This is a genomic window from Shewanella sp. 4t3-1-2LB (assembly GCF_017368415.1).
GTDB classification, from domain to species: Bacteria; Pseudomonadota; Gammaproteobacteria; order Enterobacterales; family Shewanellaceae; genus Shewanella; species Shewanella fodinae.
Map to the genome: position 1 here is coordinate 52413 of NZ_JAFNJD010000018.1, position 16035 is coordinate 68447.

A 16035-nucleotide genomic window follows, 5' to 3' on the forward strand; every position below is an offset into this window, starting at 1 on the left:
GCCAGATCCGTTACAATCGAAGCACTTTTGCTGTTGTTAATATCAGGATGATCCTATGAGTCTCACCGCTCCTCAACTTTTCTGGGCACCCGATACCCAGTTACCGGAACTGCTGATCTCTCCCCTGTCTCATCTCGGCCTGATCCAGGTGACCGGTGAACAGAATCGTAGTTTTATTCACGGACAAATTACCGCCGATGTTAATGCCCTCACAGCCAACGACTGGTGCTGGGGCGCGCATTGCGACCCTAAAGGTAAGATGCTTGCTGCCTTCCGTCTATTCGCAGTAGCCGATAGCTTAATGCTGCTGATGCCTAAAGATACCGTTGTCAGCGACCTGCCAGAATTCCGTAAATATGCGGTATTTAGCAAAGCCGAACTTGATGATGTATCGGATGCGTGGACGGTACTCGGTGTTACCGGAAACGGCGCCGAATCTTGGATTAAAGGCCATTTCCCAGCCTTTAGCACTGACCACCCATTATGTCCATTGCAACAGGGAGTGGTGCTGAATGATAACGGGCGTTTTCTGTTAGTGTTACCGACAGCCATTGCAGCCGAGCTGGTGCAAGCGCAGGCACTGTATCATCACAGTGCCTGGCAAGCGTTGGAGATACTGGCCGGCTATCCGGGATTATCAGCCGTGCATCGGGCGCAATTTGTACCACAAATGTGCAACTTGCAGGCGCTCAATGGTATCAGTTTTACCAAAGGCTGCTACATGGGACAGGAAACAGTGGCGCGCATGAAATACCGTGGCGGTAACAAACGGGCGCTGTATATTCTGAAAGGACAAGCAATCGTTTCTGTCACTCCAGAATCCACACTGGAGCTAGCGCTAGAAGAGGGTTTCCGGCCACAGGGCACTATTTTGGAAGCGGTACAGATTGACGACCAGTTGTTACTGACAGCCGTGCTGCCAAATGATACTGCCGATGACGCCGTGTTCAGAATTGCCGAAGATCCGCAAAGCCAGCTAACACTGGTAGCAAGACCTTACTCGCTGGAAGAGTAACCAACGTAAAGGGCGTCACATGACGCCCTTGTTGTTTGCAAGATGCACACTTTGCAAGAACCACTCTGCCTCAACCTTCGCTATGCAAAGCCGTTTCTGGATATTGCTCACGGACGTCATTGACCTGCGGCAAAATCTGCAGAAACTGGCGCACCAGCTCAGGATCGAAATGTTTACCTGCCTGCTCTTCAATATAGGCCATCGCGTCGGCAGTGCTCCACGCTTGTTTGTAAGGTCGAACCGATGTCAGTGCATCAAATACATCCGCCACGGCCACAATCCGGCCTTCGATAGGGATAGCCTCGCCCGCCAGTCCCTTAGGATAACCACTGCCGTCCCATTTTTCGTGATGCGTCAGCGCAATACTGCGCGACAGTTGCAGTAAGGGATCTGGGTGTTCACCAATAATTTCCGCGCCAAATTCAGCGTGCCTCTGCATCAGCGCCCACTCCTCTGCATCCAACTTTCCCGGTTTACGTAGCACCGCATCAGGGATGCCGATTTTACCAATGTCATGCATGGGCGCAGCATTGTAAACCAGTTCACAAAAACGTTCCGGCAACCCCAACTGCACGGCCAATAACCGGGCATAATTGCTCATGCGGATAACATGCAAGCCAGTTTCGTTATCTTTATACTCTGCGGCACGTCCTAAACGGCGAATAATCTCCAGCCGGGTTTCACGCAATTCATGGGTACGTTCCCGCACTTGTTGTTCCAGTAAACGTTTTTGATCATAGAGTGCCAGATGATTTTTCACTCGCGCCTGCACAATCGGCGCACTGACTGGCTTAGTGATGTAATCCACGGCACCAAGCTTAAACCCCTGGGTCTCATCGGCAGCTTCCGACAATGCCGTCACAAAAATCACCGGGATATGGGCCGTGAGTGGATCTTTTTTCAACTCGCTGCACACTTCATAGCCGTTCATACCTGGCATCATCACATCCAGCAAAATAAGATCTGGAGGATTACGTTTGGCCACAGTCAGCGCTTTAGGGCCATCGATGGCAACTCTGAGCTTGTATTCGCTGCCGAGTATTCCCACCAGAATATCGATGTTTTCCGGCGTGTCGTCCACCACTAAAATGCTTGCCTGTTCCATTTCAATATCTCCCTTATGCGCTTGTCGGGCTCAACAGCAAAACTCAGATTCAAAATATAGACTTACATCTGCTGTAACAACGACTGCACCAGCGTCTGCGCCTCGTCAAAGCGATAATTGGCCACCATGGTGTTGACCTGCTGTAACTGCTGCCAAAGTTGTGTATCCACTCGCCCCCGAAGTTTTTGCAGCTGTGGAACGGCGGCGGCATCGGCATCTTCCAGCAGCAATAGCAGTTGTTGCAATTCCTGTTTCAACACCTCAGGTGCGAGTAGCTCTGCGACATCGGAGTCGGGAATGGTAACAAGCTGCTGCCAACGCTCTACGGCCTCGACTAGTTCATCCACCAGCACCTCTGTCTGCTGTAGTGTTTCCTCACAATCCTGTTGCTGCTGCAGTTGCGCTTCTAGGGTACGAGCCAGCGAAACCAGCGGTTCGCAGACCAGATTACCGGCAACGCCTTTAAGAGTATGAGCCAAACGCACGGCCGTTTCTTGGTCATCATGCGCTAGCGCTTTACGAATTTTATCAACGACCTGTGCCTGCCCCTGACTGAAACGCTCAAAGATTCGACGATAGAGTCGTTCCGAGTTCTGGACCAACTGTAGACCACGATCAACATCCAATAAGGGATGTTCCGGCCAAGCAATCACTATGGTTTCGCCAGCCGACACGGAAACACCTGACGGCGAACCATCGCCGAGATACTGCAACAGTACGTTGTACAGCAAATTCACTTCGATGGGTTTGGAGATATGGTCATTCATGCCTGCGGCCAAGCATTTTTCCCGGTCGCCAGCCATGGCGTTGGCGGTCATAGCTACCACAGGAAGCTGCTGTAACCCATCAATTTTTCGCAGTTCACGGGTTGCCTGATAGCCATCCATAACGGGCATTTGACAATCCATCAGTACCAAATCAAAGGGTTGTTGCTGCAACTGCTGCAACGCTTGCTGACCGTTTTCTGCCAAGGTCACGACTATCCCAACCTGAGCCAGAAATTCGCTGGCAACTTCCTGATTCATTTCATTATCTTCAACCAGCAGTACCCGTTTGCCGCGCAACTGCTGTAACAGCTTGCTGTCGAGGGTGCTGGGGCGACGCTTCACCGGCAAGCTGCCGCCCTTGCCCAATGCCAGCATGATGCTGTCCAGCAATCTCGAGGCGCTCACTGGTTTCGCCACATAACCACTGATGCCATAACTAGACAATTGGCCGATGAAATCACTGCTAGCATGAGCCGAAATCATAATGATCAACGTACTGTTATCCAGCTTGCTCAGCTGCTGCGAGGTTTCAATGCCATCCATTCCCGGCATTTTCCAATCCACCAGCGCTAGGCCATAGCGTTTCTCGGAAAATTTCTTTAAAGCTTCCGCCCCGCTACGTGCGGTATCGACATGAAACCCCATGCTTTCCAGCGTGGTACGCATAATATCGCGGGCGGTAGCGTTATCATCCACCACCAGCAGTTGCATCCCTTCCAGCTCCTGCGCCACCTTAATACCGCTGCTGTCAGAGACTTTCAGTCTTACGGTAAAAAAGAAGGTGCTACCGTTGCCATGCAGGCTTTCTACCCCAATTTCGCCGCCCATCAATTCCACCAACTGCCGACTTATCGCCAGTCCGAGGCCAGTTCCGCCATATTTACGGGTAGTGGAACTGTCGGCCTGACTGAAGGAGTGGAACAGTTTCTGCTGCTGTTCGCGGGTCAAGCCTATCCCGGTATCCCGCACGGCAAAACGCAGCACCACTTCATCATCTTGTTGCTGCAACTGATTGATTGACAGCTCCACTTCACCCTGCTCGGTGAATTTGATGGCGTTGCCGATGAGATTAATCAGGATCTGGTTCAGCCGTAACGGGTCCCCTTCTAACTGTGTGGGCACATTAGGCGCTACCGAGAACAACAGTTCCAACTGTTTATCTAACGCCCGCACCGCAAACATATCGGCCAGATCTTCGAGAATGGTATCCAACTGGAACGGCAGCGATTCCATTTGCAGTTTCCCGGCTTCTATCTTGGAGAAATCGAGAATGTCGTTAATGATCCCCAGGAGCGACCGCGACGCCCGCTCAATTTTCTCAACATAGTCACGCTGCTTACTGTCCAGCGTGGTCTGTAGGCACAGTTGCGACATGCCAATAATGGCGTTCATTGGGGTGCGGATCTCATGCGACATATTTGCCAGAAAATCGCTCTTGGCCCGGCTGGCAGCATCTGCGGCGTCTTTGGCAGTGAGTAGCTCTTCTGACAGTTGCTTCAAGTCAGTGATATTAGCCACTGCCAACACCACCGAATTGCCACTATCCAGTTGTTTTTGCAGCAGTGTGGCATTGACTGCTGCCCACATTGTGTCGCCGTTGGCATCCAACAATCGCCATTCACCCGCAATGCTCTGCTGCTGCCCATTGACCAACGACTCAAAGGCCGCAATCGCCTCCTGCCGCTGTTCCGGTAGCAGCAAATCTCCGATAAGTTTACGTTTGAGCACTTCTGGGGTGCTAGTCATGTAGTGGCAGAAGCAGTCATTGCAATCGACAATCATGCCATGTTCATCGAGATTCACGATGCCGATAGCCGCATTATCAAACAGTGCCCGGAAGTGCGCTTCGCGCTGCGCCATCTCGCGTTCCATCTGTTTACGATCACTGATATCCATCAGATAACCATTCCACAGAATACCCTCAGGTTGCGCCAGGCCTCTGGCCCCGGCTTCTAACCAGCGCACATCACCTGACGGATACTGATAACGGAAGGTGGCGCTCCATTGCAAACCGCGACTGCCACTTAGCAATTCCAGTAACTCTCGGCGTTCCTCGTCTGGAATGCGCTCGGCAGCGATATTAAAGTTGTCCATCACTTCCTGCCGAGGCAATCCAAGCGTTACTACCGCTGCAGATGATAAGAAGGTAAAGCGGCTGGGTTGACCTTCACGCCACAGTAACTGATATACCGTGCTGGGCACCGATTCAGCAATGGTCTCCAACTGCTCCTGTGATTGGCGCAGTCGCTCCTGCGCCAATTTGCTGTCAGTGATGTCGTTGACACTGCCATCGAACCATTTAACTTCGCCTTGCTCATCATAAGCCGCTTTAGCTTTCTCGTGGATCCAGCGGATACTGCCATCTCGGTGACGGATCCGATATTCCACATCAATCGGACGTTGCTCAAGCAAGGCGGCATTGATGGCATCGGCGCGCTTGGGCATGTCCTCGTCGAGAATAATGGTGCGATAGGCACGACGCTCGTTTTCAATAAAGGTCGCCGCCGGATAGCCACTGATATCGGCAATATGATCACTGATATATTCAAGGCTCCAATCGTCCTCAATACGGAACCGATAAATCGCACCGGGAACATTGGATACCAGTCCACGGAAACGGCTTTCGCTGTCGCGAATTTTTTTCTCCACCGCCAGTTGCTCAGTCATATCGCGGATAGATGCGGCCGTTTGATGCTTTCCATCCATTGCTAATGGCAGATGACTCAAAGCAACTTGCGCCGGAAATGTCTTACCGTCTGCTCGTAACGCCGGGAAGGTGTGTTCACTGCCCATAGTGCGGTTACTGTCGCCCACAACAAAATTTTTACTGAAGCGTTGGTGCGCTTCTCGAAATTGCTCGGGGATGAGATTTTCCACCGCCAGTTGCAGCATTTCAGCGGCACTGTAACCAAACAGTTCCTGGCAGCGACTGTTGCTATAAATAATATGGCTGTCTTCATCGACGATAAGCATGGCCTCTGGCGCCGCTTCCAACACCGCTTTAGACCAGGCTGCCGCCGAAAACTGTTCGGTGACATCGTTAAACAGCATCTCCACTGACACAACCAACCCGTGTTCATCGATGAAAGGCTGCATAAATACGTCTAAGCGCCGCAATTGTCCGCTAGCAGACTGCATTTCCACCTGATGTGGCGGCACATTTTGCCCCTGCAACGCCAGTTCCATGTAATGCCAGTTCTGCTCGTTGATAGCACTGCTGGGAAACAAACGTTGGTATTTACGCTTGAGCGTATCGGGGTTGATGCCCAGCACCTTTTCCACCCCCTCGCTCACCTGCACTAATTGGCCATCGGGTGCCATTGAGCAGTAAAACGACTTGTCACTCATACCATCAATAAGGCTGGCAAATCGGTTGCCGCGGGAATCCAACAATGCCTGTTCCCGCTGTTGCAGTACATCCGCCATTTCATTGAATTTTCGGCTAAGGCTGGCGACCTCCAATACAGTTTTAGGGGTTGGCGGTGCCAATCGCAGCAATTTCCCTTGACTGAAAGCTTCAATGCCCTGGGCCAAATTTTCCAGTGGTTGGGTCAGTCGTCTGGCGGTATACACGCTGTTTATCAGTAGCAGTAGGATCACCCCCAGCAATACGAACGTCAGGTAGGCGGAATCTCCCAGCACTGCAGTTAACAGATGTTGTTCCGGTGTCAACACCACTACATGCCATCCCAAGGGCTCAACCGGCGCAATGCTGGCTAGATAAACAACATTATCTTTGTCGGTCAGTTGTACTTCATGACTCTGCGCGCTTGTCAGTGCTTTTAGGTCGGGATTGCTGTTTGGGCTCAGCCAGTCTTTCAGCGATATCTGTTCCGTAAGACTGGCACCAGGGCGGTAGATCAACATACCGTTGTCGTCCACAACCAATAACTGATCTGCCGCAACGCCAAGACGCTGAGGTAAGGATGACAACGCTAAATCCGTCGTAACCACGCCAAACCAGTTAGCCTCACTGCCAAAGGGCTGTGAAAAGGTAATCATCAGCGTATTGCCAGCCCCTGAGTCAAAGTAAGGGGCGGTCCATACGCCTTTGGGATGCTTCAGCGCCTCGCTCCACCACGCCCAGTTACCATCGGTGTAATCATAGGCATCCATACCAATATCCATGGTGACAATACTGTTGTCACGGCGGTAGGCATAAGGCGCAAACCGTTTGCCATCACCAAAAAAGCCCTGACGAAAGGCAATGGCAGAGCCATAAAACTGCTGATACCGCTCCAACCGCTCAGTCAACATGGCATAGAGATAATTTGGCGGAAATGCACGGTCTTTATCATCAAAATTATCGAGACTGGATGCCAGCGTCTGGGTATCGGACTGTGCTAGCTTTAAGGAAAACTGCAATTTTTGGGCAGCATTGTGGGCAGTGGTCCGCAGCTCTGCAAAATAGGCTTGCTGTTTTTCCTGATAATTTATCCAGCCAGCGATGCCACATAACAGCGTCATCATCACAATAAGTGGCAACGCCAGATTGGAAATAATACGGTGACGAAAGGTTTGAAAGGTGGCTAACTCAGGCATATGGCAATTCCCTGTCCTGGCTGGGTCGCATTACCGCTGGATGATGTGTTTTTACGAATAGCAACAGACGGCACATCGCATCTGCGACAAACTGAATTTATTTAATCACTAGGTCAGCCCTTGCGCAAGCGACTTAACAGCTAATAAACTTAATAACTCAATGACAAAAAAGCGTTTTCTTATATTAGCCAAGATAACGAACATTGAGTGAACCTACCCTAAAGCACCATTCGAATAGAAGGGTTTTCAGCAACAGCAGATAAACTCGCTACCGAGAATGCTGCATCCACGGTTGCAGTGACAAGGAAAGAAAATGCCAGATTCCCAGCCAGCGCCGCTGGTGCAACTTTCACAGATCCGCAAGGGATTTAACGATGGTGATCAGTACCATCTGGTGCTTGACAGCCTGGAGCTGCTGATCCACCGAGCCGAAACGGTAGCCCTCACCGGCCCCAGCGGCAGTGGTAAAAGTACGCTGCTCAACATCATCGGCGGCTTTGAATATCCCGATAGTGGTCAATTACTATTACAAGGCGCCGATTGTCGCCAGTGGCATGATCCGCAGTGGAGCAGTTTTCGTCGTCAGCATCTGGGGGTGATATTTCAGCAATTCAATCTGCTGACGCCCCTGAGCGTGCGAGACAATGTGCTGTTTCCGTTGTCACTCCTTGGGCAAAAATGGAACGACTGGTGTGATTATCTACTGCAAAAACTGGCCATCAGTGAACTAGCACTACGCCCAGTAGAACAGTTATCCGGCGGTCAGCAACAACGGGTTGCTATTGCTCGGGCGCTGGCGCATCGCCCGGCGCTGCTGCTGGCGGATGAACCCACAGGGAACCTGGATGCTGACGCCGCAGAAGAAGTGATGCAACTGTTGTGCAAGCTCGCCGCCGATGCTGGCAGCGCTATATTGATGGTAACCCACAGTGATAGTGCCGCCGCCCACATGCAACGGCGCTGGCATCTGCAGCAGGGGAAAGTCCATGAATGATTGGCACCTTGGCTGGCGAGCGTTACGGGTCTATCTGGCACACTATCGTCAGGCACCGCTACAGGCGGGTGCTATTCTGCTGGGGATCGTGCTGGCGGTAACCCTGCTGATAGGGGTTAAAGCGACCAACGATAATGCCATCAACAGTTATCAGCATGCCGGTGAAGCGCTGGCGCAACAGGCGAGCCTATTTATCAGTGCCAGCGGACGCGATGCCACGCTGGACGAATCGCTGTACTTTGCCTTGAAACGCCAAGGAGTGACTGCATTACCCGTAGTCAGCGGCACCATGGAGGACGCAGAGGGCCGTAAATGGCAGATTGATGGCAGTGATATCGTTGCGGCTTTACGCAGTTTTCAACACCAAAGGCCAGCAATTGATGCTGAACTACCGCTAGCGGCATTGCTCAGCGGCCGCCCCTTAATACTGGTCAGTCGCAGCCAGTATCGAGCAATGGGCTTTACCGATAATGCCCCGGCGCAACTTTCCCTTGGGGGGCAGTTATTGCAGGTAAAGTCACTCCCCGACAGCGTAAATTTGGGAAATCGCTTATATCTGGATATTTCAGTCGCGCAACCGCTGCTGCAGCTCTCCGGGCGTTTAAGTTATATCGCTCTGTTTGGTGATGCTGCCCAATTAAAGCAGCAGTTGGCTCAAAGCGAACTACCGCTGGCCGGATTGCAGATCACTGAACAAGATCAGGGCAAAGCGCTGACCGACCTTACCCACAGTTTTCACCTAAATCTGAATGCTATGGGGATGTTGGCGTTTTTGGTGGGGCTGTTCATTGCTTATAACGGCGTGCGCTACAGCCTGATGAAGCGCCAACGGTTGATGTTACAACTGCTGCAACAGGGGGTTAGTCGTCGGGCATTGATGCTGTCACTGTTACTGGAGCTGTTATTACTGGTTGGCATCGGCTCATTTATGGGCTTTTTGTTAGCATTGCAGCTCAGCCACTGGTTGCAACCCATGGTAGCGGTGACACTGGAACAGCTTTACGGTGCCACCCTGTTACCCGGCAACTGGCAATGGTCCTGGCTGGCACAAGGCGCCGGACTGACATTGATTGCGGCGCTATTGGCCTGCGTACCGCTTTACTGGCAACTGTGTCAGCGTAGCATTGCCCAAGGCACTCAACGTTTTGCACAACAGCAACTACATCGGCGCATTCATCGGCGTCTGTTTATAGTGGGCGTTATGTTGCTAGTACTGACTGCCGTACTGTATCCATTCAGCCGTGAACATGCGCAGAGCCTGGCATTGATGGGGCTGCTTACGGTTGCCATGCCTCTGCTGCTACCACAGATATTGCAAACCAGCCTCAGTTTGTTGACGCCATTAGCCCCCGCAGGTCTGCCACGTTATGCGATTGCGGAAACCCGAGAACTGACCGCGCCACTGGCGCTGGCAATGATGGCGTTACTGCTGGCGCTATGTGCCAATATTGCCATGAATACGTTGGTGGGCAGTTTTGATCAAACGTTGCGCAACTGGCTGAATACCCGATTGCATGCCGATCTGTATATTCGGCCCGGTAGCAGCGAAATGAGTGCATTACAGCGCTATCTTGATGCCAACGCGCCTAAGCTGCCGCGTTACTACCAGTGGCAGTCACCGTATTATGTGGCGAACGGTGACACGGTGCTGGCGGTGAATCTGCTAAGTCGCGATGAAACATCCATTGCCGAAACCACCGTGTTTAAACAGCCAGACGGGCAAACCAAACAACACCAAGCGGTGCAACAGGTATTAGCAGGGAATGGCATTTTTATCAGCGAGCCGTTGGCGCTGAAATTGGCGGTGCACGTTGGGGATAACCTCCGGCTGTGCCAAGACAGTCGTTGCCAACATCCTCACAACACCGTCATAGCAGGCGTGTATTTCGATTATGGTAATCCCAAGGGCGAAGCGCTGATTGCGCAGCACTTATGGCAGCAACTATCACTGCCAGTGCCGCCCTACAGTCTGGCGCTGGGCGGCATTACGGGTGGACAAGCGGCCATCGATAACCTAGGTCAGCAAATTGCTCAAGCCTTAGGCCTTAACCCGGCACAGATCTACAGCCAGCAGAAAATCCGCACCCAAGCCCTCAAGGTATTTAATAAAACCTTTAGCATCACTCTTGTACTAAACAGCCTGACACTGCTGGTGGCCGCCGTAGGACTATTCAGTGCCGTATTAATGCTGACGCAATCAAGACAAGCGCCACTGGCAATCTTACGCAGTCTCGGCGTCCCGCAGCAGCAGCTGTGGTTGATGCTACTCGGGCAAATCCTGTTAGCAGTGTTAATCACCTGCCTACTGGCACTGCCGTTAGGTGCCGTTCTTGGCTATCTATTAATCCATAAGGTGACCTTGCAGGCGTTTGGCTGGACCATCATGCAGCATTGGGACTGGTTGGCTTACTGGCGGGTGGTTGGTCTGTCATTGGGCTGTTGCCTGCTGGCCGTTATCTTGCCGCTCTACTGGCAAAGTCGCCGTTCAATGGTGTCGGCGCTGCAGCAGGAGGTCCTATGAAGCTACACCCAAGGTTATGGCTGTTACCGCTGCTGTTATTGACCGGCTGTAGCCCAGCAGCAAAATCCACCTCGATGGGGCAGCTTTTAGGCCGCGCTGAGAACGGCTTCGCTCAGGTATTGCCGGGTAAAGCGTTTATCTTTCCAACCGATCACTTGGCGCACCCAAAGTTTCGTCAGGAATGGTGGTATCTCACCGCCAATCTGCACACTGATGATGGCAGCCCACTGGGACTGCAATGGACTCAGTTCCGCATTGCGTTGTCGGCAGATGCGCCTGAAAATCAATCGCCTTGGGCCGGTAATCAATTGTATATGGCCCATGCCGCGCTAACGTTTAAGGCACAGCATTTTACCGCCGAACGTTGGGGGCGAGGCATGCAAACTGATCAAGCACCAGCACAGGTCTCGGGGCCCCCGTTGTTGGTACAATTGGATGACTGGCAATGGCAGACACAGACGGTCCCCGATAACCCTAATCACGGACTGCTGCCAGCCACCCTCACGGTAACAGACACGCAATTTGCTTATAAACTGCAACTTTCAGCCAACGCACCATTAATTTTGCAGGGCGATAATGGTTATAGCCGCAAAAGTGCCGATGGCAAGGTGGCATCCTACTATTACAGCCAGCCGTTTATTCAGGTGGACGGTGAAGTGTTGCATCAAGGCCGTTGGCAACATGTTAGCGGTGTTGCCTGGTTAGATCGGGAATGGAGTTCTGAATTTCTCAGTCGGCAACAGCAGGGCTGGGACTGGTTTGCGCTACATCTTAACGATGGCTCTAGCCTGATGCTATTCCAGCTAAGAGGAAGTGACACAAACGATAAACCCTTTTATAGCGGCAAACGGATGTTCCCAGATGGCCGCAGTCACTCACTGAGTGCTAAGGATATTCACATGCGCCCCACTGACTGGCAGCAGACTGCAAGTGGCCGTTACCCGGTAAGCTGGCAGCTGTCACTGCCAACGGAACAACTGCAGCTTGATATTACCCCCCTCAACCGCAACGCGGTCATGCCGTTGTCGGTGGCGTATTGGGAAGGCCCCATCAGCATCAGCGGCAGCCAGCAAGGCGTCGGCTACTTGGAACTTACCGGCTACTGATTCAGCCACCGATCCCATATACATAGGACAGCGGATCTCGCTATGTTCGCGCGGGTGATAGTAACACTGGCTAGACTCATTATTGAGCAATTCCGAGTTAAAGTCTTAATTCTAACTCATCAGTTTCGGATTAAATTTCTATGGTTAACACCCGCTTAAAGGGCAGCTAACACTACTACCAAGCTTCCGCGCAACACAATAATCACAAAAATCAACGCATAGTAAAAAACCACCTTCTGAAGAAGGTGGCTTTGTGATTACCCCCTAAAAGGGGGCCTTCTATACAAGAGCAAGCTCAGCTTGCTCTTGTTTTTCGACTCTTTCTTGATGGCGGACATACCTGCGAATTATTTCTTCATTAATACCAACGGAATCTACGAAATAACCCCTTTGCCAGAAGTGACTTCCCCACATTTTGTTCTTTCGCAAATATGGAAATTTGCTGAATAGCTTCAGCGCCTCCTTCCCCTTTAATGCACCCATCAAGTTTGATATCGATAGTTTCGGTGGAACTTTGACCACTAAATGCACATGATCCACTTGAACATTTAATTCCATCACTATGCAGCCTAACTGCTGACAATATATGTGAATACAACGATAGACTTCCTTGCCAACGTTATTCTTTAGTATCCGAAATCGGTACTTCGGAGTCCAAACTATGTGATATTGACATCGCCAAAATACATGCGACGCTTGTTCGTATCTACTCATGTTATTTGCCTCTTTGACTTCGCTAAAAATCGAGGAAGCATTTAGCATGAGTAGATATACGGGCAAAGCCCTTTCATGAATGATAACCACCTACTGAAGTAGGTGGTTTGGGGCTGACAATAAAAATGCCACACATTGGCTGGCCCTCTTGCAGCGTTTGTTAGCATTCATTTTCGTACAATATTACTATGCACAAGATCTATGAAAACGCTGCCATGCCACTCTTCATTTATTGATGGATTGACCATGTCTGGTTGCCCACCCAAAACCTCTCGAACTGAGCCATATATATCTGCCCTATCTAGTGTTTCTAGGACTTTGAACTGGTGCTCTTTCGGCAGAATTTTATATTGAAACCACGTCTGAAAAATGTGCTCATATAGTGCAGGCGAACAAATGAACCATTCACCTTTACGACGTTCTTCTGCAAATTTTATATGTAGCTCTTTCTCTCTTTTTGAACCACCTGGCTCAAGAGCGTTTATAACTAACTGCCCAAATGTACCTGTTTGCAGATTAGCCAAGCGCTTTAGTACGTTTTTAGAGCGACCTATTTTGACATATAAGCCTGAATAGAGATGAGCACCTTTAGGTGGACCAACCCACGTGTCTGGGATTTGAACAATATAATAAATGCTGTCAACGGTGCCATTTTGTATATTTTGAGACCAATGCAACCAATCATTAACCCAATCTAACGCTTGCCCCGCATTTTTAAATACAGGAGACGAGAAAGTATCTTGTATCGATTCATTCGTAATATCTACCACAAACCCATGAGGGACTTGACGTGGTTTACTTATTTGCACGAAACCTCCTTTGAATGCTAACGCCGCCAGCACACGCAGCTTTGTAGTGAAGGCGAAGCCTCAACGAAAAAGCCTTCGCCGTAACTTGCTTTATTAGCCATCGACACACTCAATGAGCATTTTACGAATCGTCAAGTTTTCCAATTTTGCAACAATGGGACTGCTGTTATCAACATGCTCCCTAATGTGCATTCCTTCGTTATAAATGACACCTAAGAGATACATCACATCATCAACCGGAACTCCACCAGACTCTGCCAGCTCCAACTTGTTTCTTGTGCCATTCTCATTTAAAAAACTCGCTTTGAGGTTCAGATCTGGCAGTCTCATATAAACCCTTTCCTCTATCTTCACTCTTGCGTAGCAACAAATAGCAAAGGGGTCATAATCATCTTGATTTGCCAGATATTTTTTCCATTCCGACTCAAGATGTGCATGAAATATGACCGATTCCCCCCAAGTTTCCTTAAGCCCTAACGCCTTGAAATCGTTCCTTAAGTTAACATCTGATGGCTCGAAATGCAGATGATGCCGATCTACCCCTGCCTTAATGGATGGATCTGAACGTTTAAGGATGAGTTTTCTGAAATGTTCGTTTATTGAAGGCTGGTACTTCTTGAGGAAGTATACTTTCTGGTCTTTAAACGTGAAGTTTTTAAAGTATAGTGGGTTCAGGTGTGTCAGGATTAAAGGGTAAACGCGATTAGCGATTGCTTTCTTCTCTTTAATTAAGTTGGAGATGTAGTACTGAACTGCTACCAAATTAGCATCGTCTAAGTAATCAAAGACCTCGTCGATAATAACTATGCAGTCGCGAGAAGCAGGTGCAGCCGAAACTTTTTGTAACCACGCGGCAAAGCTTAATGAGTCACGTTGTCCGTTTGAAATATCAATCGCCAATGGAAAATCAACTACAAGCTTTCCCTTATGTTCTTTTGGCTTGATATCTTTCCATGTGGTGTCAAAGGATCTAATGATTGATTCATGGTTATGCTTTTTTGCTAGATAATTGCTGTATTTACATGCACTTATAAACTTATTCCTATCCTTGGCATGCAGTTGAAATAATTGAAATGCGCCTAACAGCTTGTCTAACCGCGTCGGAAGGATTCCATTAAAATTGGTCAACGCGTCAGCGACAAGTCTGATAGCTTGGATTGACTCCAAATCGGCCTCTACATTGGCTAACGACCACTTCAGAATCTGATCAGTTGTGTCATTTTGGGCATTAATCTTATCTACTGCATCATTCAACACCTTCTTATTACGGATACCTGAAAGTTTTTTGATTTCCGGCTCAAGCTGCAATAGCTTATCGGCCATGTTGTGATCACCCAGAATAGCGTCGATGCTCTTAAGGATTTTCCCGTTCTTGCCAAACGACTTCCGACATTCTGCAACGCTATACCCAAATTGCTCTTTTTGAGGGATTCGATCAACAAGGACAACTTGATCTATTTCTAGAGACGCCGAAACCGAGGTGAATCCCCCCATATTCCGTTTCGTGGCTTTAGCTCGCAAACGACTGCTTAAAACGTGGACATCGAATTTTGCTAAAATCTGATTTGAGTTTTCATCTGCAACAAGTGTTTCTGTCGTTCCAGCAGTTTCAACAACCATAGTCAGTCGAGGTTTGTTTGCTTCAGTTCCGCGATGAAGACTCTCAGCGGGCAACTTGAGTTTTGCTGCATTCAAGGAAGCAAACGCAGTTGCGAAAGAGCTTTTTCCAAAGCCATTGGGTGCAACTAACAGCGATGGCTTATTAGGAATTATGTCGAGATCAAACTGCAGATGAGAAATTCCCTTCACGTTTTCGATTGTTATCGTTTTTAATGTCAAAACTCACTCCCATGCTTCCTTGATGGCTAACATTTTATTTGTGCGCATGCGCGTTTATCTCATTAGATCAGTAAAAACGCGCATTGTTAACTAATTGTATTGCAAAGAAGTTATCACCTTCTCTGCAAATACACTATCCGGCAAAACGCCCATACGCGTTTTCCAAACCTATCATCTAATCCATGAAATTTATAGGTGACTGATTTTAAACCTATTTATTTTGGCTGAAATGTGAAAACGCGCACGAAGGTAGGATAAAAATTGTCTAATATCGTCATCATTTGAATATGACTGTATGTCTGTCCAGATTTATACGCATCACAAGACATTGCAACATTTGAGTTATATGGAGGCTTTGTTTCCTAATAGCGAAAACACACAGTTATGGGCTCTAAATCAGGATAATATTCTGCCTTGTGGAAAATAATCAACGACGGGACAAGGGCTATAGGCTCGTTTTTCCTGTTGTGATAAACACTGTATAGCTGTTTATCCTTTTAGGAAACATATATGGACGCACCTCATGATGCAATAGCCAATTAAAGGGTACGGTCGCTAACATATATCCGACGTCATTTTTGGCCAATAAATAAATGGCCTGCGCCATGATGTAATACGCACCT

9 protein-coding genes are annotated in these 16035 nt (G+C 49.4%); 4 read left to right on the forward strand and 5 right to left on the reverse strand.

Going from position 1 to position 16035, the window contains the following annotated elements; translation table 11 throughout:
• Window positions 1-55: 55 nt before the first annotated feature.
• Window positions 56-1015 carry a tRNA-modifying protein YgfZ gene (ygfZ, locus tag J3L11_RS08605; protein ID WP_207570747.1) on the forward strand — a complete coding sequence of 320 codons (960 nt, stop codon included), beginning with the start codon at window positions 56-58 and terminating at the stop codon, window positions 1013-1015.
• A gap of 70 nt (window positions 1016-1085) precedes the next feature.
• On the opposite strand, the gene J3L11_RS08610 is transcribed toward ygfZ, so the two are convergent.
• Entirely contained in the window at window positions 1086-2120 is a 1035-nt protein-coding gene (locus tag J3L11_RS08610; RefSeq protein WP_207570748.1) for a two-component system response regulator, read from the reverse strand.
• 62 nt (window positions 2121-2182) lie between these two features.
• Complete coding sequence (locus J3L11_RS08615) at window positions 2183-7429, reverse strand: response regulator (protein ID WP_207570749.1); 5247 nt, start codon at window positions 7427-7429, stop codon at window positions 2183-2185.
• A gap of 313 nt (window positions 7430-7742) precedes the next feature.
• Between J3L11_RS08615 and J3L11_RS08620 the strand changes: the two genes are divergently transcribed.
• The 3 genes from J3L11_RS08620 to J3L11_RS08630 are packed head-to-tail and all read left to right on the forward strand — an operon-like array spanning window position 7743 to window position 12050.
• Complete coding sequence (locus J3L11_RS08620; protein WP_207570750.1) at window positions 7743-8423, forward strand: ABC transporter ATP-binding protein; 681 nt, start codon at window positions 7743-7745, stop codon at window positions 8421-8423.
• The gene (locus J3L11_RS08625) at window positions 8416-10944 is read left to right on the forward strand and encodes an FtsX-like permease family protein (protein WP_207570751.1); all 2529 of its coding nucleotides are present in this window, start codon (window positions 8416-8418) and stop codon (window positions 10942-10944) included. The genes J3L11_RS08620 and J3L11_RS08625 overlap by 8 nt, the downstream gene beginning before the upstream one ends.
• On the forward strand, window positions 10941-12050 hold the full coding sequence (locus tag J3L11_RS08630; protein ID WP_207570752.1) for a lipocalin-like domain-containing protein: 1110 nt from the start codon (window positions 10941-10943) through the stop codon (window positions 12048-12050). Before J3L11_RS08625 ends, J3L11_RS08630 begins: the two co-directional genes overlap by 4 nt.
• Window positions 12051-12329: 279 nt before the next feature.
• Here J3L11_RS08630 and tnpA read toward each other — a convergent pair whose 3' ends face one another.
• The 3 genes from tnpA to J3L11_RS08645 form a co-directional block, all read right to left on the reverse strand.
• Window positions 12330-12764 carry an IS200/IS605 family transposase gene (gene tnpA / locus J3L11_RS08635; RefSeq protein WP_207570753.1) on the reverse strand — a complete coding sequence of 145 codons (435 nt, stop codon included), beginning with the start codon at window positions 12762-12764 and terminating at the stop codon, window positions 12330-12332.
• Between the two features lie 167 nt (window positions 12765-12931).
• Window positions 12932-13573 (reverse strand): GIY-YIG nuclease family protein, encoded by a 642-nt coding sequence (locus J3L11_RS19325; RefSeq protein ID WP_207570754.1) that lies wholly within the window; start codon window positions 13571-13573, stop codon window positions 12932-12934.
• A gap of 93 nt (window positions 13574-13666) precedes the next feature.
• Window positions 13667-15412 (reverse strand): hypothetical protein, encoded by a 1746-nt coding sequence (locus J3L11_RS08645; RefSeq protein ID WP_207570755.1) that lies wholly within the window; start codon window positions 15410-15412, stop codon window positions 13667-13669.
• Window positions 15413-16035 lie beyond the last annotated feature (623 nt).